This is a genomic window from Belnapia sp. (genome assembly GCF_059504005.1).
Window position 1 is genome coordinate 1 of sequence record NZ_JCACHU010000002.1, and the last position, 22,878, is coordinate 22,878.

The window sequence follows — 22,878 nt, forward strand, 5'->3', positions numbered from 1 at the left end:
TCCTCTCGGACGTGCTGACCGCAGCAGCTTACTCCCTTTCAGTGAGGGTCAATAGCCGCTGCGCTGCTGCACGGCGGCCTTCAGCGCCTCGAGGTCGCGCTGGTGCAGCGTGATGCGGTGCTTCACCAGGTCGCGGATGCTGACGATGCCGGCGAGCTCGCCAACCTCCATCACCGGCAGGTGGCGGAAATAGCCGGCATCCATGATCTCCATCGCCTGGTCGATGGAGGTGCCCATGGAGATGGTGGTGACTTGACGGGTCATCAGGTCGCTTGCCGTCAGCTCCAGCACGCGGGCGCCGTGCTTGGCGAGGGCCTTCACCACGTCACGCTCCGAGACGATGCCGGCGAGGCCGCCATGGTCGGCGAGCACGACGACGGCGCCGATGCGCCGCGAGGCGATGATCGAGGCGATCTCGGCAATGGGCGCCTCGGGCGAGACGGAGACGACGTTGCGGCCCTTCTCGCGGATCACGGCGGCGATGGTCATGGCGTGCCTCCCTCCCTTATTGGCTCAGCCCCCGGCTGCGCCCTGGGTGTTCACGTAGAGAGCGTAGAGCGACTTGCTGGCCGGCATGAACAGCCGATTGCGGTGGCGGCCGCCGAAAGCGAGGTTGGCGCAGCGCTCGGGCAGGCGGATATGGCCGATCGGCGCGCCGTCCCGGTTCAGGATGCGGACGCCGTCCAGCTCCTCCCGCCCCATGCCCCATCCGCACCAGAGGTTGCCGTCCACGTCCACGCGGAAACCGTCGGGCGCCTCGCCCTCCTTACACTGGTGGAAGACGGGGCTGTTGGAAAGGCGGCCGGTCGCGCCGTCCATGTCGAAGGCGCGGATGACGCGGGGAGTAGCGGCGGCCTCGACGACATAGAGCTTCGACTCGTCCGGGCTGAAGGCGAGGCCGTTGGGGCGGCCGACCTCGCCGGTGGCGACGGTGATCCGCCCGGTCTGGCCGTCGACGCGGTAGAGGTTGGTTGGCAGCTCGGGCTGGGCCATCTCGCCTTCTTAAAAGCCGAGGATGCCGAAGGGCGGGTCGGTGAACCAGATGGAGTTGTTCGACTTCACCACCACGTCGTTCGGACTGTTGAGCGGCTTGCCCTCGAAGCGGTCGGCGATGACGGTGATGCTGCCATCGGGCTCGGTGCGGGTGACGCGGCGGGTCAGGTGCTCGCAGCTCAGCAGGCGGCCCTGGCGGTCGCGCGTGTTGCCGTTGCTGTTGTTCGAGGGGGCGCGGAAGGTATCGACCTGGCCGGTGCTCTCGCTCCAGCGGAGCTGGCGGTTGTTCGGGATGTCGGACCAGATGAGGCAGCGCTGGTCGCCGAACCAGGCCGGCCCCTCCGACCAGCGGGCGCCGGTCCAGAGGCGCTCCACGCCGGCCAATGCAAGTCGGTACCGGTTGAAGCTTGGGTCGAGAACCTGGACGGCCGGGTCCGGGTAGCGCTCCACGGGTTGGGCGAGGGCGGGCGTCGCAAGCAGGGCGGCGCCGATCAGGCCGCGGCGGGTGGCGGGCATGGGTTTCCTCCTCCGTTTTGCGGGGAGGCTAGCATGGACGGGGCCGGCGGCGGCATGCTGTGGGGATGGACAGCCTCCCTCTCCTGCCTCCTCCGACGGGTGCCGATGCGGTGCCGGACAGCCGAGGCCTGAACCTGTGGCGGGCCGACCCCTGGCTCGGGCCGCTGCTCGGCCTCTATGTGCCGGAGGGGCTTTTCCGCCATCTGCTGCCGCATCTCGACCGGATGGGGGCGCTCGCCGGCGGCCGGCTCGATGAGTTGGCCGGCACTGCCGACCGCAACCCGCCAGTGCTGCAGCCGCGAACGCGGCGGGGCGAGGATGCGGCGGCGATCGACTACCACCCGGCCTATCGGGAGATGGAGCGGGTCGCCTTCGGCGAGTTCGGGCTGGCGGCGATGTCGCACCGGCCGGGGGTGCTGGGCTGGCCGGAGGCGATGCCGCCGGCGGCGAAATATGCGCTGAGCTACCTCTTCGTGCAGGCGGAGTTCGGCCTGTGCTGCCCGCTCTCCATGACCGATGCGCTGGCGCGGACGCTCAGGCGCTTCGGCGATGCAGCGCTGGTGGCGCGCTACCTGCCCGGGCTGACGGCGACGGATTTCGACGCGCTGCGGCAGGGCGCGATGTTCATGACGGAGCAGGGGGCGGGCTCCGACATCGCCGCCACCGTCGTCATCGCCGAGGAGCAGGCGGATGGAAGCTGGGCGCTCTCCGGCGACAAGTGGTTCTGCAGCAACCCGGATGCGGGGGTGGCGCTGGTGCTGGCGCGGCGGGCCGGCGGGCCGGCGGGGCTGCGCGGCGTCTCGCTCTTCCTCCTGCCGCGGGAGCGGCCGGACGGGACGCGCAATGCCTACCGGATTGTGCGGCTGAAGGAGAAGCTCGGCACGCGCTCCATGGCCTCGGGCGAGATCCGGCTGGAGGGAGCGACGGCCTTCCTCGTTGGCGAGCCGGAGGCGGGGTTCAAGCAGATGGCCGACATGGTCAATGCCTCGCGCCTCTCAAACGGCATGCGGGCGGCCGGGCTGATGCGGCGGGCGGTGACGGAGGCAATGTTCGTCGCCCGCCACCGCATCGCCTTCGGGCGACGGCTGGTCGAGATGCCGCTGATGCGGCGGCAGATGATGAAGCTCGTCCTGCCGATGGAGCAGGCGCGGAGCATGGTCTTCCAGGCGGCCGACGCCCTGCGGCGGAGCGATGCGGGGGAGGAGGGCGCCTATGCCCTGCTGCGCATCCTGACGCCGCTACTGAAGTTCCGCGCCTGCCGCGATGCGCGCCGCGTCGCCGGCGATGCGATGGAGGTGCGCGGGGGCTGCGGCTATATCGAGGAATGGTCCGACCCGCGCCTGGTACGGGACGCGCATCTCGGCAGCATTTGGGAGGGGACGAGCAACATCGTCGCCCTCGATGTGCTGCGGGCGGCGCAGCGCGAGGGATCTCTGTCGGTGCTGCGGGCGCATCTGCTGGGGCTGCTCGGCAATGGCGATGCGTTGCCGGAGGCGATGCCGGCCTTCGGACGCGCCGCGGCACTGGCGGAGCGGGCGCAGGACCACCCGGCGCTGGCGCGGCAGGCGGCGAGCGCGCTCTACCACCTGACCTCGGCCGCGGCGATGGCCTGGGAGGCGGGGCGGCTCGGCGATCCTGAGCGGCTCGCGCTGGCGCGGCTAGTGCTGCGGCACCGGGTGTTGCCGCGCGATCCCCTGGCGGAGGCCGATGAGTCGGTGCCGGAGGCGCTGCTGGCGAAGGTGCTGGCGGCGTGATGGACGGGCTCTCGCCCCGCGCCGCCGCGACGCGGCAGCGCATCCTCGATGCGGCGCTCGCCGAATTCGCCGAGAAGGGGCTGGCGGGGGCGCGGGTCGACGAGATCGCGCTGCGGGCGGGCGCCAACAAGCGGATGCTCTACGCCTATTTCGGCAGCAAGGAGGAGCTCTGGCTCACCGTGCTGGAAGGCGCCTATGCCGCCAAGCGAGCGGAGGAGCGGGGCTTGCGCGTCGAGGCGCTGCCGCCGGAGGAGGCGATGCGGCGGCTCGTCGAGTTCAACCTGCGCTACACAGCGGCGCATCCGGAATTCGTCGCGCTGCTAAACCAGGAGAACATCCACCGCGCCGCCTATCTGCAGCGGTCGGAGGGGGTGCCGGCGCTCTACTCGCCGCTGCTCGGGCAGATCGGCGCGGTGCTGGCGCGGGGAGCGGAGGCGGGCGTGTTCCGCCGCGATGTCGATTCGGTGCAGCTCTACATCACCATCGTCGGGCTCGGGCATTTCTTTGTCGCCAACCGCTACACGCTCTCGACCGTGCTAGGGGCGGAGCTCGGGGGCGAGGCGGCGCTGGGTGCGCGGGAGCGGCATGCGGTGGAGGTAGTGCTCGGCTATCTGCGGCCTTGACTCCGTGTCTGTGTAACTGGATGGTTACCTAGACCAGGGAGAGGCGGCCATGGCGGCGAGGCGCATCGGCATCATCATGAACGGCGTCACTGGCCGGATGGGGACGAACCAGCACCTCATCCGCTCCATCGCCGCCATCCGCGCCGATGGCGGCGTCAGGCTGGCGAATGGGGATCGGGTGATGCCGGACCCGGTGCTGGTCGGGCGCAACCGGGAAAAGCTCGAGGCGCTGGCGCGCGCGCATGGCGTCGAGCGGGTCTCGACCGACCTCGGTGCCTGCCTCGCCGATCCGAAGGACGAGCTGTTCTTCGATGCGGCGACGACCCAGCTCCGCGCAGGGCTGATCGAGCGGGCGATCGCGGCGGGCAAGCACATCTATGTGGAGAAGCCGACGGCCGACAGGCTCGACGATGCGCTGCGGGTGGCGCGGCTTGCGCAGCGCGCGGGCATCAAGCATGGCGTGGTGCAGGACAAGCTGTTCCTGCCCGGGCTGCGCAAGCTGAGGATGGTGGTCGACAGCGGCTTTCTCGGGCGCATCTGCTCGGTGAAGGGCGAGTTCGGCTACTGGGTCTTCGAGGGCGACCTGCAGCCGGCGCAGCGGCCGAGCTGGAACTACAAGGCCGCCGAGGGCGGGGGCATCATCCTCGACATGCTCTGCCACTGGCGCTACGTGCTCGACAACCTCTTCGGCGAGGTGCAGGCGGTGAGCTGCCTCGGCGCGACGCATATTCCGGAGCGCATCGGCGAGGATGGCCGGCCTTACAGGGCCGATGTGGACGATGCGGCCTATGCGACCTTCCAGCTCAAGGGCGGCGTGGTCGCGCATATCAATTCGAGTTGGGTGACGCGCGTCAGGCGCGACGACCTCGCCACCTTCCAGGTCGACGGGACGCATGGTAGCGCCGTCGCCGGCCTGCAGAAATGCTGGACGCAGAGCCGCGTCAACACGCCGAAGCCGGTCTGGAACCCCGACATCCCGCAGGCGATCGACTTCTTCGCGGGCTGGCAGGAGGTGCCGAGCACGCAGGACTATCCGAACGGCTTCCGCGTCCAGTGGGAGATCTTCCTGCGCTACCTGGCCGGCGAGACCGCGAGCTTCCAATGGGATCTTTTCGCCGGCGCCAAGGGGGTGCAGCTGGCCGAGGCCGGGCTGCGCAGCTGGCGCGAGCGGCGGTGGATCGACATCGCGGCTTTGGAGGGCTGAGCAATGCCAAGCATCAACCTGCCGAAGGGCAATGCGACCGAGCGGTTCACGCTGAGCGAGCCACGGGTCTTTCCGAAGGCGCATCCGCCCTTCCCACGCATCGCGCTGGCGGCGGCGCATGTGGTCGCCGATCCGCGCGCGGAGCAGGACCCCTGGCTCGACATCAAGGTGGATTGGGACCGCACTATCGCCTTCCGGCGGCATCTCTGGTCGCTCGGGCTCGGCGTCGCCGAGGCGATGGACACGGCGCAGCGGGGGATGGGGCTCGACTGGGCGGGGGCGCAGGAGCTGATCCGCCGCAGCCTCGAGGCGATGCGCGACGTCCCGGGGGCGGTGATGGCGAGTGGGGCGGGGACGGACCATCTCGCGCCGGGGCCGGATGTCACGGTGGATGACGTGATCCGCGCCTATGAGGAGCAATGCGAATCCATCGAGCGGATGGGCGGGCGCATCATCCTCATGGCCTCGCGCACCCTGGCCAAGGCGGCACGCGGGCCGGCCGACTACGAGCGCGTCTATGCCCGCATCCTGTCCCAGGTGCGGGAGCCGGTGATCATCCACTGGCTCGGCGAGATGTTCGACCCGGCGCTCGAGGGCTATTGGGGCGCGGGCGAGCACTACAAGGCGATGGAGACGGCGCTCGCCGTCATCGCCGCGCATGCGGCCAAGGTGGATGGCGTGAAGATCAGCCTTCTCGACAAGGAGAAGGAGATCGCCATGCGCCGCCGCCTGCCGACCGGCGTGCGGATGTATACGGGCGATGACTTCAACTATGCCGAGCTGATCGCGGGCGATGCGGAGGGGCATTCCGATGCACTGCTCGGCATCTTCGACCCGATCGCGCCGGCGGTGGGCGGCGCGCTGGCGGCTCTGCAGGCGGGGGACCTCGCCGGCTTCCACGGCATCCTGGCGCCGACGGTGCCGCTCAGCCGGCATATCTTCCGGGCGCCGACGCGCTTCTACAAGACGGGCGTGGTGTTCATGGCCTGGCTCACCGGGCACCAGGACCACTTCACCATGCTCGGCGGGCAGCAATCGGCGCGAAGCATCGGGCACCTGGCCGAGCTGTTCCGGCTGGCGGATGCGGCGGGGCTGCTGCAGGACCCCCAGATGGCGGTGGCGCGGATGCGGGCGCTGCTCGCCGTGCATGGCGTCGCGTGATGGAGGGACTGTCGCTCAACACCGTCACCGTCCGGGACAAGTGGAGCCTAGCGCAGTGCATCGAGGGCTGCGCGCGGCATGGCATCCCGGGCATCTCGCCCTGGCGGGACAAGCTGGCGGAGATGGGCGTCGCCGCGGCGGCGCGGCGGATCCGTGAGGCGGGGCTCTTCGTTTCGGGGCTTTGCCGCGGGGGGATGTTCCCGGCGGCGGATGAGGCCGGGCGGCGCGCCGCCATCGAGGACAATCTCCGCGCCATCGAGGAAGCGGCGGCGATCGGGGCGCGCTGCCTCGTCGTGCTGGGGGGCGGGCTGCCGCCGGGATCGAAGGACCTACCGGGGGCGCGGGCGATGTTCCGCGACGGGCTGGCCGCGGTGCTGCCGGCAGCCCGGGCGGCGGGCGTCACCATCGCGCTGGAGCCGCTGCATCCGATGACCTGCGCGGACCGCAGCGTGCTCTCAACGCTCGGCCAGGCGCTCGACCTCGCCGAGGAATTCGGCGAGGGCGTCGGCATCGCGCTCGATGTCTACCATGTCTGGTGGGACCCAGCGCTGGAGCGGGAGATGCGGCGGGCGCAGGGGCGCATCGTCGCCTTTCATGTCTGCGACTGGCTGGTGCCGACCACCGACCTCGTCTTCGACCGCGGCATGATGGGGGATGGGGTGATCGACATCCCCGGCATCCGAGCGATGGCAGAGGCGGCCGGCTATCGCGGCGCCACGGAGGTCGAGATCCTGTCGCGGCGCTGGTGGGCCGAGGAGCCGGACCGGGTGCTGGCGCTGATCAGGGAGCGTTGCGCAGCCGCCTGCTGAGCATCTCCTCCAGCACGGGCAGGAGCTGCGGCTTCAGCGCCGGCCAGTTCTCGCTCATCGGGAAATGGCCGAGGCCGGGCATGATCGTGAGCGTCGCGCCGGGGATGGCCGCGGCGGTGGCGCGGCTGTCCTCCGGGCGGCAGGAATAGTCGTACTCTCCAGTGAGCAGGGCGACGGGGCAGCGCGCCGTGTCGATCCGCGCCAGCTTGGGGCGGAGGTCGCCTTCCTCGACGTAGAAATGCAGGTCGCCGCGGAAGATGCCGGGGCCGCCCTGGGCGTAGTGCCAAAGCGTCTCCCATTTCGAGGCTTCGGGCGCAGCGGGGCCGACGAGGCCGGAGACCATGGCGGCCGAGGCCTCGCCGCCATGGATATGCGGGTGGTGCAGGGCGCCGAGCTTGTAGTAGCGGCCGGTGAAGGCGCTGCCCTGCAACCCGATGACGCCGCCGAGCGCATCCGGGTGCTCGGCGGCGAGGTCGAGCACGATGCGGCCGCCGATGGAGCAGCCCATGACGATCGGCCGGTCGAGGCGGAGGGCGGCGGCGACGGCCATCACCAGGCCGGTATAGGCGGTGGTGGTGAGGCGGTACTCCTCGCGCTCCCAGCCCGGGGGCGGGCTCGACTTGCCGTGGCGGGGCATGTCGAAGGCGATGCAGCGGAAGCGGCCGGTGATGTCAGCGTCGTTCAACAGGTCGCGCCACTGGCGGCCGTCGCTGCCGGCGGTGTGCAGCAGCAGGAGGGGTGGGCCCGAGCCGGCCTCCTCGACATAGAGGCGGTGCGGGCGGCCGGCGATGTCCATGCGCAGGTAGCGGCCGGTGATGGGCTCCACCGTGACCGAGCCGAAGGCAGGCGCCTCGGTGGCGACCGGGGCGGGGTGGCCGGCGAGGAGGGCGAGCAGGCCCTTGAACCAGAGCAGATGGGCGAAGAAGAGGTCGGTATCGCCCTCGACGATAAGGGCGCCCTGGCGGCGGAGCGCCAGGAGGTCATGCCAGCCGGGCTGCGGTTCCGGTGCCGCGAAGCGGGCGAAGCCCTCGCCGGAGATGCGGAGCGCGAGGGTGGAGCGGGGCATCAGAAAGGGCCCGGCCTGGAGGGCGGCGAGGCGGCCGTTATGCAGCGAGAGCAGCCAGGCCGCCTCGCCGATCTCGAGCAGCAGCTCGGCGGTGAGGTGGCGGCCGTGCCGGGCCAGCGCCGGCTCGGCGAGGCGGGATGCGAGGTCGTCGGGGAGTGTCGGCATGCCTCGGTTCCTTTCCTCAGTCGGGCGAGCCGTAGCCGCCGCCGCCGCTGGTCTGGAGGACGACGCGGTCGCCCTCGCCGACCAGGAGGTTCGCCTTGCCGCGCAGCACCTCCTCCGTGCCGTCGGGGCGGCGGAGGAGGCAGCGGAAGGGCGCGCCCGGCTCGCCGCCGGCCAGGCCCCAGGGCGGGATGACGCGACGCTCGAACATGGTCGTCAGCGACATCTCGCGGGACAGGACGTGGTATTCCCGCTCCGTCCCGGCGCCGCCCAGATGCCGCCCGGCGCCGCCGGAGCCGGGGCGCAGCGCATGGCGCTCGATTCGGATCGGGAATTCCGCCTCGATGATCTCGGCAGGGGTATTGTTGGTGTTGGTGAGGTGGACGCGCGTCGCGGCGCGGCCGGGGCGGTCGTGCCGGGCACCCTCGCCGCCGCCATGCGGCTCATAGAGCGTTTTCCAGGCGCCGTCGCGGCCGGCGCCGCCGAAGATCAGCAGCCCCGCCGTGGTAGAGCCGCCGGCCGAGAGGCGCTCCGGGATCGCCTCGGCGAAGGCGCGGAAGATGGCATCGACCAGCCGCTGCGAGGTCTCGTGGTTGCCGCCAACAAGGGGCTTCTCCTTCGGCGGGTCGAGGAGGGAGCCCGGGCGCGTCACGACGCGGAGCGGGCGGTAGCAGCCGCCATTGGGCTGGATCTCGGGGCCGGCGATGGCCTTCATCGCGTAGTAGACGGCCGCCGCCGTCACATAGGGCGTGGTGTTGAGCGGGCCGGCGAGCGCGTCGTCGGTGGCGGAGAAGTCGAAGCGTGCCGTCTCGCCCTCGATCGCGATGCGGACGCGGATGCCGGCGGGGGCACCGCCCGGGCCGTCATCGTCGAGGAAGTCCTCGCCCTCGAACGCGCCCTGGGGGAGGGAGGCGATGGCAGCCCGCATGGCGGCCTCGGAGCGGTCGTGGAGGGCGGCCATGGCGGCCTCCACGACCGTCGCGCCATGGGTCGCGCAAAGGTCGAGCAGGCGGCGCTCGGCCGTCGCGGTGGCGGCGAGCTGGGCGAGCATGTCGCCCTCGCGCTCGGCCGGGCCGCGGATGTTGTTGAGGATGACGGCGATCTTCTCCTCGTCCGGTCCGTCCGCGGTGAAAAGGCGGAGCGGCGGCAGGCGCAGCCCCTCCTGCACGGCCTCGGTCGCGGCGGCGACATAGGAGCCGGGCCAGGCGCCGCCGATATCGGCCCAATGGGCGAGGCTGACGGCGAAGCCGAGCAGGCGGCCCTCGGCGAAGATCGGGCGGATGGCCTTCACGTCCGGCAGGTGGTTGCCGCCGAGCTCGGGCAGGTTGGTAAACCAGACATCGCCGGGGCGAAGGCGCTCGGCCGGCACGCGCTGGAGGAAGGCGCCGACGGTGAAGCTCATCACCCCGAGATGGACGGGGATGTCGCGGCCCTGCGCCACGAGCTGGCCCCCTGCATCGGTCAGCGCCGAGGAAAGGTCGCCTGCCTCGCGCAGCAGGGGCGAGCGGGCCGAGCGCATGACGACGAAGGACATCTCCTCCGCGATGCCGGTGAGGGCGTGGCGGAGGACTTCCAGGCGGAAGGGGTCGAGCGCGTTCATGCATCCTCCCGCAGCAGCAGGATATGGCCGCCAGGCCTGGCCGTTGCCGACCAGCCGGGCGGGACGAGGATGGTGGACCAGTCATCCTCGATGATGGCGGGGCCGGCGATGCGGTGCGGCGGGGGGAGCCCGGCACGCTCGTAGCGCGACGTCGGCACCGGGGCGCCGGGCGCGAACCAGCAGGGATCGGTGGCGAAGGGGCGCGGCGGCGCGGGCTCCGGCACCGGCGGGGCGAGGGCGAGGCTGCGCGGGGCGGCGAGGCGGAGGCGGAGGCCGAGCATCTCCCAGGCCTCGCCCGAGGCGAAGCCGAAGAGGGCGCGGTGCCGGGCCTCGAAGGCAGCGCCGAGGGCTGCGCCGTCCGCCGGGCCGGAGAGGGGGACGTCCACCGCATAGGACTGGCCGCGGTAGCGGATGAGGCCCGTCTCCTCCGCGGTGAGCGCCTCCTGGGGCACGCCCTGGGTGAGGAGGGGGGCCGAAAGCTCCTCCATCAGCGCGGCGCGGGCGGCGGCGAGGCGATCAGCATCGAAACCCTCGCCGGGGAGGCGGAGAGTGCGCTGGCGGGTGTAGCTCATCTCGGCGGCGACGCAGCCGAGGGCTGAGAAGGCGGAGGAGGCATGCGGCACCAGCACGCGCGTGATGCCGTAGGTGGCGGCGAGGCCGGCGGCATGCATCGGTCCCATGCCGCCGAAGGCGAGCAGCGTGGCGCCGCGGCCATCGACGCCGCGCTCCACGGTGATCTTGTTCAGCGCGCGGGCCATGGTGGCATCGGCGATGCGGAGGACGCCGAGCGCCAGCTCCACGACCGGCAGGCCGAGCTGCTCCGCGAGCGGGGCGAAGGCGGCCGTGGCGCGCCCGGCATCGAGGGTGATGGTGCCGCCGAGGCGGCGGCGGGGGTTCAGGTAGCCGAGGATGGCATTGGCGTCGCAGACGGTGGGCGCCGTGCCGCCGCGGCCATAGCAGGCGGGGCCAGGCTCGGCCCCTGCGCTCTGCGGGCCGACGGAGAGGCCGGCCGGCCCGTGGCGGATGATGGAGCCGCCGCCGGCGCCGATCGACTCGATGGCAACCATGGGCTGGCGGAGCGGCTGGTCGGCCAGGCGGGCATCGACGGTGATCTCGGCGCGGCCGTCGAGGATCAGCGCGACATCGGTGGTGGTGCCGCCCATGTCGAAGGAGAGGAGGGCCGCCTCGCCGGTCTCGCGGGCGGCGGCCGCCGCGGCGGCGACCCCGGCGGCAGGGCCGGAAAGGGCCATCAGCAGCGGCCGCTCGGCGGCGGCCTCGGGCGAGGCCATGCCGCCGGCGGAGTGCATCACATGGAGGCGTGCGGAGGCCGGCAGCTCGGCGCGAAGGCGGGCGAGGTATTCGGCGGCAAGCGGCATGACGGCGGCGTTCAGCACGGTCGCCACGCAACGCTCATATTCCCGCGCCTCCGGGTTCACCTGGTGGGACAGGGAGAGGTAGGGCACGCGGCCGCGGAGGCGCTCGGCCAGCGCCAGCTCATGCTCGGGGTTGGCGTAGCTGTGCAGCAGCATCACCGCGACGGAGCGCGTGCCGGTTGCCAGCGCGGCATCGATGGTGGCCCCCATCCCCGTCAGCCGGCGGAGGATGCCGCCGTCATGCGCCATCCGCTCGGCGACGGGAATGCGGCGCTTGGCCGGAACCAGGGGCGCGGGCTTCGGCGGAATGTCGAGGCGGTAGAGCTCCCGCCGGCTCTGCCGGCCGATCTCGATAATGTCCTCGAAGCCCTCGGTCGCCAGCAGGGTCACCGGCTCCAGCTTGTTCTCGACGATGGCATTGGTGACGCGGGTGGTGCCGTGGACCAGGTCGGCGATGTCGCCCGGGGCGATGCCGATGGCCTCCAGCGCGGCGAAGATGCTACCGACCGGATCGGCGGGGCGGGAGGGCACCTTGGCCGTGCGGAACTCGGTGTCCCGGGCGGCGACGATGTCGGTGAAGGTGCCGCCGATATCGATGCCGACCTGCCAACCCGTCATGCGCTTCCCCTCCCGCATCGCATCCTGACGGCGCCGTTGCAGGCTGGCTAGCCCTGGGCGAAGCTCCCCCGGCGGAGGTGGGCGATGCGGCTCAGGGACAAGGTGGCGGTCATCACGGGCGGCGGCTCCGGCCTCGGGCGGGCGAGCGCGGTGCTCTTCGCCCGCGAGGGAGCGCGGATCGCCGTGGTGGACCGCGATGCGGAGGGAGCGGCCGAGAGCGTGCGGCTGGTGGAGGCGGCGGGCGGGGAGGCGATGGCGCTCGCCTCGGATGTCGGCGAGCCGGGCAGCGCGGAGCGGGATGCGGCGGCGGTGCTGGCGCGCTTCGGGCGGATCGACGTGCTGTGCTGCTTCGCCGGCTACTCCTGCGGGGGGACGGTGCTGACGACCGACCCGGCGGACTGGGATGCGGTGTTTCGCGCCAATGTCGGCGGGACCTGGCTCTGGGCGCGGGCGGTGATCCCGGCAATGCAGCGCCAGGGCGGCGGGTCGATCGTCACCACCGCCTCGCAGCTCGCCCTGGCCGGTGGGCGGGGGAACAGCGCCTATATCGCGGCGAAGGGGGCTATCCTCTCGCTGACGCGGACCATGGCGCTGGATTTCGTCGGCGATGGCATCCGGGTGAATGCGCTGGTGCCGGGGGCGATCGACACGCCGTTGCTACGGCGGAGCTTCGCCCGGCACAAGGAGCCGGAGCCGGTGATGGCCGCCTCCCGCGCGCGGCATGCGATGGGGCGCTTCGGCAGGCCAGAGGATGTGGCGGAGGCTGCCTTGTTCCTGGCCAGCGATGCCGCGGCTTTCACCACGGGGACGACGCTGGCGGTGGATGGCGGGTGGCTGGCGGCCTAGGGCCGCTGGTACGGGGATTGCTGGTGCGGCGCGGCTTTTGACCGGGAGAGATGACATGAGGATCGGGCGTCGGGACATTCTCGCAGGGGCTGCGGCGCTGGCGGTGCCGGGCAGGCCGGCGCTGGCGCAGAGCCGGGCGGAGACGCTCAGGCAGGTGACGGGGAACACCGTCAACACGCTCGATCCGACCATGCCCGGCTCGACGCGCGAGGCCTTCGGCGTCAGCGTCAATGTCTATGACCGGCTGGTGGGTTTCGGACGGAAGCAGTCGGGCGCCGGCTGGGTCTTCGACCCGGACACCATCCGCGGCGAACTCGCCGAGCGGGTCGAGACCAGCGCGGACGGGACGACCTTCACCTTCCACCTCAGGCGCGACGCCAAGTTCCACGACGGGACGCCGGTGACGGCGGAGGATGTGAAGTGGTCCTTCGACCGCCATGTGACGGCGCGCTCGCTGGCGGCGGTGCAGATCCAGACCGGGTCCTGGACGAAGCCGGAGCAGTTCCGCGTCGTCGATGCGCATACCTTCGAGGCAAAGGTCGAGCGACCGGACCGGCTGGCGCTGCCCAATCTCTGCACGCTCTACTGCATGATCATCAACAGCAAGGTGGCGAAAGCGAATGCCACCGCCGACGATCCCTGGGCGCAGGCCTGGCTGAAGGACAATGCGGCGGGGTCCGGCGCCTATCGCGTCGAGAGCTTCAAGCCGGGCGAGCAGGTGATCCTCCGCCGCAACGACGACTGGAAGGGCGGGCCGCTGCCCTTCTTTCGCCGGATCATCAACCAGACCATCCCGGAGGCGGCGACGCGCGCCAACCTGATCGAGCGGGGGGATGCGGACCTGTCCATCGACCTGCAGGCGAGCGACGTGTCGGCGCTGGCGCAGCGGCCGCGGGTGAAGGTGGTGTCCACGCCGCAGTTCAACGCCTTCACCATGGTCGCCTTCAACACGCGGATGGCGCCCTTCGACAACATCAAGCTGCGCCAGGCGGTGGCGGCGGCGCTGCCCTACCAGGACATCTTCAAGGCGGCGCTGTTCGAGCGCGGGGCGGCAATGTTCGGCGCCGATTGGAGCGAGACGCCGCCGACCGCGCGCTTCCCGCAGCCGATGCCGTTCAAGACCAACCTGGAACGTGCCCGTGCGTTGATGGCGGAGGCCAGGTATCCGAACGGGCTGGACACCACCTTCTCCTTCAATGTCGGCTCGGCGGCGACGAGCGAGCCGATGGCGGCGCTGGTGAAGGAGTCGCTCGCCCGCATCGGCATCCGCGTCGAGATCCAGAAGCTGCCGGATGCGCAGATCTCGACGCTGGTGACGGAAAAGAAGCTGCCCTTCCTCACTGAGACCTCGATCGCCTGGCTGCCTTCGACCGACTACTTCTTCCGCAACTTCTTCACTGGCGAGCAGCGCTGGAACTACAGCAGCTGGAACAATGCGGAGATCAACGATCTGACGGCCAAGGCGCGGTTCGAGCGCGACCCGGCAGAGTATGAGAAGCTCTGCAAGCGGATGATCGCGGTGCTGGCCGAGGAGGTGCCGCTGATCCTGCTCTGGCAGCCGAACCAGGATGCGGTGATGACGCAGGCCATCGACGGCTACACCTACCAGTACCACCGGCAGGTGGATTACCGCGACCTGCGGCGGGTCTGAGATGAAGGGCGTTGCGGGGCGGGCGGGGCGGCGGTTCGTCTCCTCGCTGCCGGCGCTTTTCGGTGTTCTGGTCTTCACCTTCCTGCTGATGCGGGTGCTGCCGGGCGACCCGGCAATATTCTTCGCCTCCGGGCCGAATGCGGGGCAGGCGGAGATCGAGGATATCCGGCGACGGATGGGGCTCGACAAGCCGGTGCCGGAGCAGCTGGTACTCTACCTAAGGGATATCGGCACGGGGAATCTCGGGCGGTCGATGACCACCGGGCAGCCGGTGCTGAACGACCTGCGCAACCGGCTGCCGGCTTCGCTGGAGCTCACCTTCTGCGCGCTGCTGATCGCGCTGGTGCTGGCGGTGCCGCTCGGGATCCTCGCGGCGCTCAGGCCGGGCTCGGTGGTGGATCATGGGATCCGGCTGCTCTGCACGCTGGGCGTCTGCGTGCCGACCTTCGTCTCGGGGCTGCTGCTGATCTATGTGCTCTACTACCTGCTCGGCCTCGCGCCCGATCCGACGGGGCGGATCGACATCTTCGCCTCCCAGCCGCCGGAGGTGACGGGGTTCCTGCTGGTGGACGCGGCGCTCGCGGCTGACTGGGAGGCGTGGTGGGCGGCGGCGAGCCAGCTGGTGCTGCCGGCCTGCACCATGGCGCTCTTCGTGCTGGCGCCTCTGGCGCGGATGACCAGGGCCTCGATGCTTGCCGTGCTGACCAGCGACTTCATCAGGACGGGGGAGGCGCTCGGCCTGTCGCGGCGGCGGGTGATCCTCGTCTACGCGCTGCGAAATGCGTTGCTGCCGGTGATCACCATCATGGGCATCGTCTTCTCGACCATGCTGGGCGCGAATGTGCTGGTGGAGAAGGTCTTCTCCTGGCCGGGCGTCGCCTCCTATGCGCTGGATGCGCTGCTCTCCTCCGACTATGCGCCGGTGCAGGGCTTCGTGCTGCTGATGGCCTCGATCTTCGTGCTGGTGAACCTGGTGGTGGACCTGCTCTACGGCCTCGCCGATCCGCGGGTCTCGATCGGATGAGCGCGACCTTGCGGCATGCGGGTTGGGTGCTGCGGGGCAATCCCGTCACCCTGCTGGCTGGGTGCGGCTGCGGGCTGATGGTGCTGGCGGCGCTGCTCGGGCCCTGGGTCGTCCCCTATGACCCGATCGCCTCCGATGTGCCGAATGCCCTGCAGGCGCCGAGCGCGGCGCATTGGTTCGGGACGGATCAGTTGGGGCGGGACGTGTTCAGCCGGGTGCTGGTGGCGGCACGGCTCGACCTCGCCATCGCCGCCTCGGCGGTCAGCTTGTCCTTCCTCGTGGGCGCGACGGTCGGCAGCTTCTGCGGCTATGCGGGCGGCAGGCTCGACGCCTGGGTCGGGCGCTTCGTCGACGTGCTGATGGCCTTTCCGCTCTTCGTCCTCGCCATGGCGATGGTGGCGGCGCTCGGCAACCGGGTGGAGAACATCATCTATGCGACGGCGATCATCAACCTGCCCTTCTATATCCGCTTCAGCCGGGCGGAGGTGAATGTCAGGCGGGGCCTCGGCTGGGTGGAGGCGGCGCGGGCCTCGGGCAACAGCCATGCGCGGGTGGTGCTGCGCTTCCTGCTGCCGAACGTGCTGCCGGCGATGGCGGTGCAGATCTCGCTCAATCTCGGCTGGGCGATCCTGAATGCGGCGGGGCTCTCTTTCCTCGGCCTCGGCGTCAGGCCGCCGACGCCGGAATGGGGGATCATGGTGGCGGAGGGGGCGCGCTTCATCACCACGGGCAAGTGGTGGCTGGTGGCCTGCCCGGGGGCGGCGCTGATGTTCGCCGTGCTCTGCTTCAACCTGCTGGGCGATGGGTTGCGGGATATCCTCGATCCTAGGATGCGGACATGAGCGCGCTGCTCGAGGTCGGCGAGCTGCGGGTCGAATTCGGCACGCGGAACGGGGTGGTGGAGGCGTTGAGGGGCGTCTCGCTCGCGGTCGCGGCCGGGGAGACGCTCGGCGTCGTGGGCGAGAGCGGGTCGGGCAAGTCGGTGACGGCCTTCTGCGTCATGCGGCTGCTGGACCGGGCCGGGCGGATCACCGGCGGGCGCATCCGCTTCCGCGGGGAGGACATCACCCGGGCCGGGCGGCGGGTGCTGGCGCCGCTGCGCGGGGCGGCGATGTCGATGATCTTCCAGAACCCGCGCGCAGCGCTCAACCCGATCCGGCCGGTCGGGCTGCAGATCGCCGACGTGATCCGGGCGCATGAGGCGGTCTCGGCGCGAGAGGCGCAGGAGCGGGCGCTGGCCCTGCTCGAGGCGGTGCGCATCCGCGAGCCGGCGCGGCGGCTCGAAGCCTATCCGCACGAGCTCTCGGGCGGCATGTGCCAGCGCGTGATGATCGCCATGGCGATCGCCTGCGAGCCGAGCCTGCTCATCGCCGACGAGCCGACCACGGGGCTCGACGTCACCACCCAGAAGGCGGTGATGGACCTGCTCGCCGAGACCACGGCGCGGCGGGGGATGGCGATGCTGCTCATCACCCATGACCTCGGCCTCGCCGCGCAATATTGCGCGCGGATCGCGGTGATGGAGCAGGGACGGGTGGTGGAGGAGGCGGCGCCGGCGCGGCTCTTCGGCGCGCCCGGACATTCCTACACGCGGCGGCTGGTGGCGGCCTCGCCGCGGCGGGATTCGACCGTCGCCGGGCTGGTCGGCGAGCCGGAGCCGGCGCCGGTCGCGCCGACGGGGCGGCGGCTGCTGGAGGTCGCCGGGCTGCGCAAGGAGTTCGGCGGCGCGGCGGCGGTGGAGGGCGCCTCCTTCCACCTCGATGCGGGGGAGAGCCTGGGGCTGGTCGGGGAGAGCGGCTCGGGCAAGAGCACGCTCTCGCGCCTGGTTTGCCGGCTGCTCGACCCGACGGCGGGGAGCATCCGCTTCGAGGGGGAGGAGATCGGCGCCATCCCGGCCGGACGGTTCCACAAGAGCCCGTGGCGGCGCGAGATCCAGCTCGTCTTCCAGGACCATGGGGAGAGCCTCAACCCGCGCTTCTCCGCCTTCGACTCCATCGCCGACCCGCTGCGGCGGCTGCTCGGGATGCGGGAGGGGGCGGCGCTCAGGGCGCGGGTGGAGGAATGCGCCGGGCGGGTCGGGCTGCCGGGCGAATTGCTCGGGCGCTTCCCGCACCAGCTCTCGGGCGGGCAGAAGGCGCGGGTCGGCATCGCGCGGGCGATCGCGCCGGGGCCGCGGCTCCTGGTGCTCGACGAGCCGACGGCGGCGCTCGATGTCTCGGTGCAGGCCGTCGTACTGCACCTGCTGGACCGGCTGCGGCGGGAGGCGGGGCTCGCCTATCTCTTCGTCAGCCACGACCTCAACGTGGTGAGGATGATGTGCGAGCGCACCATCGTGCTGCAGGCCGGCCGCATCGTGGAGGAGGGGCGGAGCCAGGCGCTCTTCGCCGCGCCGCAGGCCCGGTACACGGCGGAGCTATTGGCGGCGATCCCGCATTTCGAGCCCGAGGTGGAACCGGCGCTGGGGTGAAATTTGGTCGATCGACCGTCCGTGTCGCTTGCCGGGGGGAGGGGGCGTGACTAGCTTCGGCTGATCTCGGAGGAGACCGGTCATGGCTGCTGCCGAACTCGGCGTGCTGGCGCCTGAGGCCCCGGAGAGGCTTTCCACCGCCGGGCCGGTGGAGCGGGCGCGGGCGCTGATCCCCCTGCTGGAGGCGGCCGGGCCGGCCATGGAGCAGGCGCGCGAGCTGCCGGCCGAGGTGCTGGAGGCCTTGCGCGCCAATGATTTCTTCCGCCTGCTGACCTGCCGCGAGATCGGCGGGCAGGCGCTGCCGCTGCCGGTCTATGCCGAGATCATTGAGGCGCTGGCAATCGGCGATGCCAGCGTCGCCTGGTGCGTGAACCAGGGCAACGTCTCGGCGATGAGCTCCGCCACCTACCTTCCGCCGGAGGTGGCGCGGCGCTTCTTCGGCGACCGGGAGTGCGGCCTGGCCTGGGGCGCGCAGCATACCCGCGCGGCGGCGGTGCCCGTCGCGGGCGGCTGGCGGGTGACGGGGCGCTGGGACTTCGCCAGCGGCAACCGGCATGCGCGGCTGCTCGGCGCCCATGTGCCGGTGGCGGAGGCGGATGGCTCGGTGCGTGCCGGCCGCCCGGAATTCGTCACCGTGCTCTTCCCGCGCGAACAGGCCAGCATCACCGAGGACTGGGCGGCACTCGGCCTGCGCGGCACGGGCAGCGACAGCTACGAGGTGCGCGACCTCTTCGTCCCCGAAAGCCATGCCTGCTTCCGCGACAAGCCGGAGGGGCGGCAGGAGCGGGGGCCGGTGACGCTCTTCTCCTCGCATCTCTGCTACGCGACGGGCTTCGCCGCGGTGGCGCTGGGAACGGCGCGGGGGCTGCTCGACCGCTACGTCGCGCTCGCCCGCGGCAAGGCGGCGCGGGCGGCGGCGCAGCCGATGAAGGAGAACCACTGCGTGCAGTCGGAGGTCGCCCGGCTGGAGGCACGGCTTCGGGCCTGCCGGATGTACTTGCTGGGGACGGTGCGGGAGGCCTGGGTGGAGGCGGAGGCGACGGGCGCGCTCAGCCTCGATGCCCGCATGGCGATGCGCCTCGCCACGACGACGGTGATGGGGGATGCGACCGAGGTCTCCATCGCCTGCTACCGAGCCGGGGGGACCACGGCGATCCTCGAATCCGAGCCCTTCGAGCGGCGGTTCCGCGATGCGATGTGCGTCTCGCAGCACCTCCAGGCCAGCCCGTGGCATCTGGAGATGGTGGGGCGGCACCTGCTGGGGACGGAGCAGACGGTCGCCTTCCTCTGAGAGGCGGCTTCGGCGAGATGAAATCCTTGCCATGCTTGCGGCGGCTTGTCGCAAGAATGGCGGCCCTGGGTGTCGTGGCGTCCAACCTCGCTGCAACCTTGGCCCATGGAGGATGTCAGCGCTGTAATCTCTGGACTTTGCAAGGTTGCGAGCGGGAGCGCTGATCCTCTAACGAACTGCGAGTAGTTCGCACTCGCGGTGGTCCCATGCAGCGACGATTCCTCCTCGCCCTCCCGGCCCTGATCGGCGCCGGCTCAGCCCTTCGCGCCATGGCGATGCCGGGGGCGCCGGCCCTGTTGCCGGACACGCCGATCTGCCGCGGCGGCCTGCGCCGCGTCGCCGAACTGCAGGAGCGGGACACCTCGACGCCTTCGGCGGTGGATGCCGATTACCTGGAGAAGGTCGGCCTGCTCGAGGGCCATCTGCTCGTCGGGCGGCGGCTGCTGGAGGCGGGGCAGGCCCGGCTCGCGGTGCCGCATTTCGGGCATCCGATCCGCGAGCTCTACACCTGGCTGGAGCCGCGCATGGCCCGCCGCAAGGTCGAGGGCTTCGAGGCGGAGCTGCAGGCGATGGAGGCCTGGGCCGAGGGCGGCAATACCGGCACGGCCGGGCGGTTCGGCGCGGCCTGGCAGAGCCTCCTGCCGAAGCTTGCCGCCGCGAAGGCGGCGATCAACCCGGCCTTCCGGGCGAGCCCGCGCTTCATGCTCGGCCATGTGGCGATGATGGTCTACGACGTCGCCTCCGACTACGGCGAGAGCATCGAGCGCGGCCGCATCGTCAATGTCGTGGAATACCATGACAGCATGGGCTTTCTCTTCTACGCGGCGAACACCGCGAAGGAGTGCCGCGCCGGCGGGCAGGCCGAGGCGGAATGGGCCGAGGCGGAGGCCATCCTCGAGGATCTGCGCCGCATCGCCTATCCGGAGCTGCTGCCGCCCGGCCGCGTGCCGACCAGCGTCAGCTCCGTCCGCAGCCGCTCTAACCGCATCCAGGCCATCGCGGAGCGCGTGCAGGCGTGACCTTGCTGAGCCTGGCCTGCCGGACGGAGGGACGCTGCCCCTCCGCGCTTCCCGCCAGGGGCCATGGAGCCCCTGCACGCGATCAGCCGGATCGCCCCGCACCGCGGTTCGGGGGCGCGCCGGAATGCAGGGCGCGGCGCCTCCTGCCCGCGCTGCTGCTCGCCCTGCTCCTGCCCGTCGCCCCCGCCATGGCGCAGATGCGCAATGTCGGGCCCGGCGTCGCGGACCGGACGAGCACGCAGACCCGCGGCGGCGGCGATGACGTCGTCTTCGGCGGCGAGATCCAGACCACGCTGGAGCTCGACATCAACGGCCGCCGGCGGCAGCAGCGCGCCTATGGCGACCTCTTCACCGAATCGCTGGCGGCCGCCTACCTGCTGCTGCCCTACGGCTTCGCGGTGAACGGGGTGCTGCGGCTGGAGCCGAACGACGCCGCGCCGGACGGGCGGGGGCGGTTCTTCCGCGACCAGGCGCTCTGGGCGGACGAGCTCTACCTGACCTGGAGCCGGGGGGTGCTGGACCTCTTCGGCGGCAAGATCCATCCCCGCTTCGGCAGCGCCTGGGACCGGGGGCCGGGGCTGTTCGGCACGGATTTCGGCCAGGAGTACGAGATCACCGAGAAGATCGGCGTCGGGGCGCGGCTCTGGGCCTCCGACCTGCTCGGGCTGACCTCGACGATCGGCTCGCACAATTTCATGGCGGAGTTCTTCCAGGCGGACCGCTCGATCCTCTCCTCCTCCGGCTTCAACCCGCGCTGGGCGCAAAGCCGCAGCGCGGTCGACCCGGATACGGGAGAGGCCGTGACGCGCACCGCCTTCCGCTGGCGGAACCGGCGCGGGACGGGCGGGCCGGACAATACCGATTTCCTCGGCGGCACGGTGCTGTCGCTCGCGGGGTACGGCATCCCCATGCCGCGGGGGCAGGCGGGCTATACCCTCTCCTGGTCGGCGCGGCGGCCGGGGCAGGATGCGGCGGAGGCCGGGCGGTCGGGGACGGAGCGCGGGTTCAGCGCGGGGGCCTTCTGGACCATCCCGCTGCCGATGCGGCTGACGGCGGCGCCCTTTGCGGAGTATACCCGGCTCGACCAGGCGGGCGGGTTCCGCGACCGGAACTCCGACTGGGTAACGGCGGGGTTCGACCTGCGGCGGACGCCCTGGACGGTGTCCTACGCCTACCTGACCAACCGCAACGAGGACAAGTCGGAGGGCGCACGGGGGAGGCGGACGGAGAATACGGCGAGCCTCACCTACGACCTCTATTTCGTGGTGCCCTATCCGGTCCTGCGCAGCGCCTCTCTCACGGTGGGGTGGCGCCGGCTGCGGGAGGCGGGCATCGCTGCGAATGATTTCGGGGGGCTTCTCGGGTGGGCCTGGAAATTCTGAAGCGGGGGGCGGTCGCCGCCTTCGCCCTGCTGCTGGGGGCGGCGGACCTGCCGGAGGGTTCCGTGACGGAGCCGGCGGTGGGGCGCTTTCCAGCGCAGCTGCTCCGGAGCGAGATCGCCGGCGGGCGGCAGTCCTTCCTCGTGGCGCTGGGCAACACCGCCTTCTCCTCGCCGCTGCTTTTCGGCGAACCGGCGCGGTCGGCCGGGATCTCCTGCAACTCCTGCCATGTGAACGGGCACAACAATCCGGACTTCTTCATCCCCGGGCATTCGGCACGGCCGGGGGGCCTCGACCCGACGGGCGGGCTGTTCAACCCGGCGGCGGAGGACGGCGTCGAGAACCATGTCGACATCCCGAGCCTCAGGGGCATCCGCTACCTGGCGCCCTATGGGCGGGACGGGCGGATCGCCTCGCTGCGCGAGTTCGCGCGGCATGTGATCGTCGTCGAGTTCGGCGGCGAGGAGCCGGCGCCGGCGATCCTCGATGCGCTCGTCGCCTACATGAACGAGTTCGAATTCCTGCCGAATGAGCGGCTGACCGGCGACGGGCGGCTGGCCGATGGGGGAAGCGAGGCGGAGCGGCGGGGCGAGCGGGTCTTCGCCGCGCAATGCGCGGCCTGCCACCAGCCGGGGACGGGCTTCACCGACGGGCGGGCGCATGACGTCGGCACGGACGGGCGCTTCCGCACGCCGACGCTGCTCAATGCGGCCGACAGCGCGCCCTACGGCCATGACGGGCGCTGGGCGGACCTGGCGGCGGCGGTCGACGGGCATGCGGCCGGGCCTGCCCGCGATCGTCCCGAGGGGACGCCCTCGGGACGCGAATCGCCGGCTCCGGGTATGACCGCGCAGGAGCGGGCGGACGTGCTGGCCTTCCTCGACGCCGCGGCGACGGTGGAGGATGCGGCACGGCCGGCGACCTTCCGGCTCGAGATGGGGGAGCTTGCCGCCTATGTCGGGCTGCTCGACGAGACGCTGCGGCGGGGCGATGCGCGGCTGACGCGCTTCGTTGTGGACACGGTGAAGGCGGAGATGCAGCGGGTGGCGCGGGCCTTTCCGCAGGGTGATGCGCTGCGGCTCGCCGCGCGGCCGGACCGGCACAAGGAGGTGCCGCTCGACTACGGCGCGCTCGATGGCGGGCTGGAGCGGGTGGCGGCGCTGGCCGAGGCGGGGCGGCGGGCGGAGGCGGGCGCGGCGCTCGACGCCTATCACGACATGGCGGAGCGGATGGTGGCGAACTATCCGCGGCCGGCGCGGCGGAGGGGCGGGTAGGCTGGCTGCCGCGCAAGCCGCCCCGATCGGGGTTTGCGCTCTTGGGGG

General features: G+C 71.5%; 18 protein-coding genes and 1 pseudogene. 14 read left to right on the forward strand and 5 right to left on the reverse strand.

The window, feature by feature from the left end:
* Positions 1-48: 48 nt before the first annotated feature.
* Both AC5JJ1_RS00245 and AC5JJ1_RS00250 read right to left on the reverse strand, forming a co-directional pair.
* Positions 49-489, reverse strand: a complete 441-nt coding sequence (locus AC5JJ1_RS00245) for a CBS domain-containing protein (protein ID WP_495783108.1) — start codon at positions 487-489, stop codon at positions 49-51.
* 24 nt (positions 490-513) lie between these two features.
* Positions 514-1,509 (reverse strand): annotated as a pseudogene (locus AC5JJ1_RS00250) (SMP-30/gluconolactonase/LRE family protein).
* A 65-nt stretch (positions 1,510-1,574) separates the two neighbouring features.
* On the opposite strand from AC5JJ1_RS00250, the gene AC5JJ1_RS00255 reads away from it, so the two are divergent.
* Genes AC5JJ1_RS00255 through AC5JJ1_RS00275 form a run of 5 tightly spaced genes read left to right on the forward strand, consistent with a single transcriptional unit; the run spans position 1,575 to position 7,060 of the window.
* Complete coding sequence (locus tag AC5JJ1_RS00255; RefSeq protein WP_495783109.1) at positions 1,575-3,263, forward strand: acyl-CoA dehydrogenase family protein; 1,689 nt, start codon at positions 1,575-1,577, stop codon at positions 3,261-3,263.
* Complete coding sequence (locus AC5JJ1_RS00260) at positions 3,263-3,886, forward strand: TetR/AcrR family transcriptional regulator (protein WP_495783150.1); 624 nt, start codon at positions 3,263-3,265, stop codon at positions 3,884-3,886. The genes AC5JJ1_RS00255 and AC5JJ1_RS00260 overlap by 1 nt, the downstream gene beginning before the upstream one ends.
* A gap of 49 nt (positions 3,887-3,935) precedes the next feature.
* Positions 3,936-5,090 (forward strand): Gfo/Idh/MocA family protein, encoded by a 1,155-nt coding sequence (locus tag AC5JJ1_RS00265; RefSeq protein ID WP_495783110.1) that lies wholly within the window; start codon positions 3,936-3,938, stop codon positions 5,088-5,090.
* 3 nt (positions 5,091-5,093) lie between these two features.
* Positions 5,094-6,251: a dihydrodipicolinate synthase family protein gene (locus AC5JJ1_RS00270; protein ID WP_495783111.1), complete on the forward strand. Its 1,158-nt coding sequence runs from the start codon at positions 5,094-5,096 to the stop codon at positions 6,249-6,251.
* Positions 6,251-7,060, forward strand: a complete 810-nt coding sequence (locus AC5JJ1_RS00275; protein ID WP_495783151.1) for a sugar phosphate isomerase/epimerase family protein — start codon at positions 6,251-6,253, stop codon at positions 7,058-7,060. Before AC5JJ1_RS00270 ends, AC5JJ1_RS00275 begins: the two co-directional genes overlap by 1 nt.
* Here AC5JJ1_RS00275 and AC5JJ1_RS00280 read toward each other — a convergent pair.
* From AC5JJ1_RS00280 to AC5JJ1_RS00290, 3 genes are read right to left on the reverse strand one after another with little or no spacing between them, the layout of a single operon-like run.
* The gene (locus AC5JJ1_RS00280) at positions 7,032-8,291 is read right to left on the reverse strand and encodes an alpha/beta fold hydrolase (protein ID WP_495783112.1); all 1,260 of its coding nucleotides are present in this window, start codon (positions 8,289-8,291) and stop codon (positions 7,032-7,034) included. The two genes, AC5JJ1_RS00275 and AC5JJ1_RS00280, sit on opposite strands and share 29 nt — an antisense overlap.
* Positions 8,292-8,307: 16 nt before the next feature.
* The gene (locus tag AC5JJ1_RS00285; RefSeq protein ID WP_495783113.1) at positions 8,308-9,888 is read right to left on the reverse strand and encodes a hydantoinase B/oxoprolinase family protein; all 1,581 of its coding nucleotides are present in this window, start codon (positions 9,886-9,888) and stop codon (positions 8,308-8,310) included.
* The gene (locus AC5JJ1_RS00290) at positions 9,885-11,879 is read right to left on the reverse strand and encodes a hydantoinase/oxoprolinase family protein (RefSeq protein ID WP_495783114.1); all 1,995 of its coding nucleotides are present in this window, start codon (positions 11,877-11,879) and stop codon (positions 9,885-9,887) included. The genes AC5JJ1_RS00285 and AC5JJ1_RS00290 overlap by 4 nt, the downstream gene beginning before the upstream one ends.
* 84 nt (positions 11,880-11,963) lie before the next feature.
* Between AC5JJ1_RS00290 and AC5JJ1_RS00295 the strand changes: the two genes are divergently transcribed.
* The 9 genes from AC5JJ1_RS00295 (at position 11,964) to AC5JJ1_RS00335 (ending at position 22,830) form a co-directional block, all read left to right on the forward strand.
* Positions 11,964-12,725, forward strand: a complete 762-nt coding sequence (locus tag AC5JJ1_RS00295; protein WP_495783115.1) for an SDR family oxidoreductase — start codon at positions 11,964-11,966, stop codon at positions 12,723-12,725.
* A gap of 55 nt (positions 12,726-12,780) precedes the next feature.
* Complete coding sequence (locus AC5JJ1_RS00300; RefSeq protein WP_495783116.1) at positions 12,781-14,376, forward strand: ABC transporter substrate-binding protein; 1,596 nt, start codon at positions 12,781-12,783, stop codon at positions 14,374-14,376.
* 1 nt (position 14,377) lies between these two features.
* Positions 14,378-15,400 (forward strand): ABC transporter permease, encoded by a 1,023-nt coding sequence (locus AC5JJ1_RS00305; RefSeq protein WP_495783117.1) that lies wholly within the window; start codon positions 14,378-14,380, stop codon positions 15,398-15,400.
* Positions 15,397-16,242, forward strand: a complete 846-nt coding sequence (locus tag AC5JJ1_RS00310; protein ID WP_495783118.1) for an ABC transporter permease — start codon at positions 15,397-15,399, stop codon at positions 16,240-16,242. Before AC5JJ1_RS00305 ends, AC5JJ1_RS00310 begins: the two co-directional genes overlap by 4 nt.
* A complete protein-coding gene (gene nikE / locus AC5JJ1_RS00315) occupies positions 16,239-17,867 on the forward strand; it encodes a nickel ABC transporter ATP-binding protein NikE (protein WP_495783119.1) in 1,629 nt (542 codons plus the stop codon). The genes AC5JJ1_RS00310 and nikE overlap by 4 nt, the downstream gene beginning before the upstream one ends.
* An 82-nt stretch (positions 17,868-17,949) precedes the next feature.
* Positions 17,950-19,158 (forward strand): acyl-CoA dehydrogenase family protein, encoded by a 1,209-nt coding sequence (locus AC5JJ1_RS00320; RefSeq protein WP_495783120.1) that lies wholly within the window; start codon positions 17,950-17,952, stop codon positions 19,156-19,158.
* Between the two features lie 206 nt (positions 19,159-19,364).
* A complete protein-coding gene (locus AC5JJ1_RS00325) occupies positions 19,365-20,177 on the forward strand; it encodes a 4-helix bundle domain-containing protein (protein ID WP_495783121.1) in 813 nt (270 codons plus the stop codon).
* On the forward strand, positions 20,174-21,559 hold the full coding sequence (locus AC5JJ1_RS00330; RefSeq protein ID WP_495783122.1) for a hypothetical protein: 1,386 nt from the start codon (positions 20,174-20,176) through the stop codon (positions 21,557-21,559). The genes AC5JJ1_RS00325 and AC5JJ1_RS00330 overlap by 4 nt, the downstream gene beginning before the upstream one ends.
* Entirely contained in the window at positions 21,541-22,830 is a 1,290-nt protein-coding gene (locus tag AC5JJ1_RS00335) for a cytochrome c peroxidase (RefSeq protein WP_495783123.1), read from the forward strand. The genes AC5JJ1_RS00330 and AC5JJ1_RS00335 overlap by 19 nt, the downstream gene beginning before the upstream one ends.
* Positions 22,831-22,878 lie beyond the last annotated feature (48 nt).

Excerpts from the sequence above, each read along its gene's own strand:
- AC5JJ1_RS00275 (WP_495783151.1), top strand. The coding sequence starts at position 6,251 with ATGGAGGGACTGTCGCTCAACACCGTCACCGTCCGGGACAAGTGGAGC.
- AC5JJ1_RS00270 (WP_495783111.1), top strand. The coding sequence starts at position 5,094 with ATGCCAAGCATCAACCTGCCGAAGGGCAATGCGACCGAGCGGTTCACG.
- AC5JJ1_RS00295 (WP_495783115.1), top strand. The coding sequence starts at position 11,964 with ATGCGGCTCAGGGACAAGGTGGCGGTCATCACGGGCGGCGGCTCCGGC.
- AC5JJ1_RS00300 (WP_495783116.1), top strand. The coding sequence starts at position 12,781 with ATGAGGATCGGGCGTCGGGACATTCTCGCAGGGGCTGCGGCGCTGGCG.
- AC5JJ1_RS00320 (WP_495783120.1), top strand. The coding sequence starts at position 17,950 with ATGGCTGCTGCCGAACTCGGCGTGCTGGCGCCTGAGGCCCCGGAGAGG.
- AC5JJ1_RS00290 (WP_495783114.1), bottom strand. The coding sequence starts at position 11,879 with ATGACGGGTTGGCAGGTCGGCATCGATATCGGCGGCACCTTCACCGAC.
- nikE (WP_495783119.1), top strand. The coding sequence starts at position 16,239 with ATGAGCGCGCTGCTCGAGGTCGGCGAGCTGCGGGTCGAATTCGGCACG.
- AC5JJ1_RS00325 (WP_495783121.1), top strand. The coding sequence starts at position 19,365 with ATGCAGCGACGATTCCTCCTCGCCCTCCCGGCCCTGATCGGCGCCGGC.
- AC5JJ1_RS00255 (WP_495783109.1), top strand. The coding sequence starts at position 1,575 with ATGGACAGCCTCCCTCTCCTGCCTCCTCCGACGGGTGCCGATGCGGTG.
- AC5JJ1_RS00305 (WP_495783117.1), top strand. The coding sequence starts at position 14,378 with ATGAAGGGCGTTGCGGGGCGGGCGGGGCGGCGGTTCGTCTCCTCGCTG.
- AC5JJ1_RS00310 (WP_495783118.1), top strand. The coding sequence starts at position 15,397 with ATGAGCGCGACCTTGCGGCATGCGGGTTGGGTGCTGCGGGGCAATCCC.
- AC5JJ1_RS00280 (WP_495783112.1), bottom strand. The coding sequence starts at position 8,291 with ATGCCGACACTCCCCGACGACCTCGCATCCCGCCTCGCCGAGCCGGCG.
- AC5JJ1_RS00260 (WP_495783150.1), top strand. The coding sequence starts at position 3,263 with ATGGACGGGCTCTCGCCCCGCGCCGCCGCGACGCGGCAGCGCATCCTC.
- AC5JJ1_RS00265 (WP_495783110.1), top strand. The coding sequence starts at position 3,936 with ATGGCGGCGAGGCGCATCGGCATCATCATGAACGGCGTCACTGGCCGG.
- AC5JJ1_RS00285 (WP_495783113.1), bottom strand. The coding sequence starts at position 9,888 with ATGAACGCGCTCGACCCCTTCCGCCTGGAAGTCCTCCGCCACGCCCTC.
- AC5JJ1_RS00245 (WP_495783108.1), bottom strand. The coding sequence starts at position 489 with ATGACCATCGCCGCCGTGATCCGCGAGAAGGGCCGCAACGTCGTCTCC.